The following is a 1,663-nucleotide window of genomic DNA, read 5'->3' as shown; positions in this document are numbered from 1 at the left end:
CCACGTCGCTCGCGGCGATCTGCTTGCCGATCCAGTCCTGAACGTCTTGCTCACTCATATCATCGATCCTTTCTGCCGTGCGCTCAAGGCGCCGCGGTTTTGAGCGCGAGGGCGTGCAGCGTCCCGCCCATATTGCCCTGAAGGGCGTCATAGACCATCTGGTGCTGCTGCACCCGCGACTTGCCGCGAAATTCTTCCGACACGACGGTGGCGGCATAGTGATCGCCGTCGCCGGCGAGATCCTCGATCTGCACCGTCGCATCGGGGAAGCGGTCCTTGATCAACCGCTCGATATCGTCTGCCGCCATGGCCATGGGTCATTGGTCCTGTCGTTGGTGCGATCTTAGCCGTGGGCCATGAAACGCGGCAACCAGTCTTCATGGGCCGCTCTGAGGGTCGTGAGCGGCAAGGGCCTTTCGCCGGGAAGGGCGATGACATCGCCGCCCACGGTGCCGAGCACCCGCACGGGCACTTCGCCGACCGCCGCCGCCTTGTGAATGGCGTCGGCATTCTCCGGCGCGATCGCGACCACGTAGCGGGCCTGGTCCTCGCCGAACCAGCAGGCATGCGCCGGCATGTCCGGCGGCGGCGCCTCCAGCGTCACCCCGCGATTGCCGGCCAGCGCCATCTCGGCCACGGCGACCAGCACGCCGCCATCGGAGACATCGTGCACGGCGGACACGGCGCCCGCCTTGATCAGCCCGCGCACGAGATCGCCGGTGCTCTTCTCGGCCTCGAGATCGACGGGGGGCGGGGCGCCTTCCAAACGGTCTTCCATCACCTGCATATAGATCGATTGGCCGAGATGACCAGGCCCTCCGCCCAGCAGGAGGAGCATATCGCCGTCGTTTTTCAGGGCGGGATCGGCCATGTCGGCGATGTCGGCGATCAGCCCCACGCCGCCGATGGCCGGCGTCGGCGGGATCGCCACGCCGTTGGTCTCGTTGTAGAGCGACACATTGCCGGACACGACCGGGAAATCGAGCACCGTACAGGCCTCCACCATGCCTTCGATCGCGCCGACGAACTCACCCATGATCTCGGGGCGCTCCGGATTGCCGAAATTCATGCAGTCGGTGATGGCGAGCGGCTGGGCGCCGGTCGCGGTGATGTTGCGCCAGCATTCGGCCACCGCCTGCTTGGCGCCCTGATAAGGATCGGCCGCGCAATAGCGGGGCGTCACGTCACAGGAGATGGCGAGGCCTTTTTGGGTGCCGTGCACGCGCACGACGCCCGCATCCCCGCCAGGTCGCTGCACCGTGTCGGCCATGACCATGTGGTCGTACTGCTCGAAGATCCAGCGGCGCGAGGCCAGATGCGCCGAGCCCATGACGCATTCGAGCGCGCCCAGAATGCTCTTCGGCGCCTTCACGTCTTCCGCCGCGATGACCGGCAGCGTCTCGCGCTTGACCCAGGGCCGTTCGTAGAGGGGCGCGGCGTGCGCCAGCGCGGGCAGCGGAATATCGGCCTCCACCACGCCGTTATGGCGCACGACGAAACGGCCCGTGTCGGTGGTCTCGCCGATCACCGCAAAATCCAGCTCCCACTTCTTGAAGATGCGCTCGGCGATGGGCTCCGCGCCGGGCTTGAGCACCATGAGCATGCGCTCCTGGCTCTCCGACAGCAGCATCTCGTAGGCGGTCATGGCCTCCTCGCGGCAGCG

2 protein-coding genes are annotated in these 1,663 nt (G+C 66.7%); both read right to left on the bottom strand.

Annotated features, from left to right (window positions below):
- Positions 1–83 precede the first annotated feature (83 nt).
- Positions 84–314 carry a BolA family protein gene (locus tag AUC71_RS10840; RefSeq protein ID WP_069624280.1) on the bottom strand — a complete coding sequence of 77 codons (231 nt, stop codon included), beginning with the start codon at positions 312–314 and terminating at the stop codon, positions 84–86.
- Between the two features lie 29 nt (positions 315–343).
- The coding region (locus AUC71_RS10835) for an AIR synthase-related protein (RefSeq protein ID WP_244500913.1) at positions 344–1,663 on the bottom strand (1,320 nt) is incomplete at its 5' end.

Origin of the sequence: Methyloceanibacter marginalis (assembly GCF_001723295.1) — a bacterium.
Classification (GTDB): domain Bacteria; phylum Pseudomonadota; class Alphaproteobacteria; order Rhizobiales; family Methyloligellaceae; genus Methyloceanibacter; species Methyloceanibacter marginalis.
The sequence above is the reverse complement of the archived record's forward strand: the minus strand, read 5'-3'. Positions and strand labels throughout refer to the sequence as shown.

What these genes read in the sequence shown, in the direction of transcription:
- AUC71_RS10840 (WP_069624280.1), bottom strand. Translation starts at nt 314, where the DNA reads ATGGCCATGGCGGCAGACGATATCGAGCGGTTGATCAAGGACCGCTTC.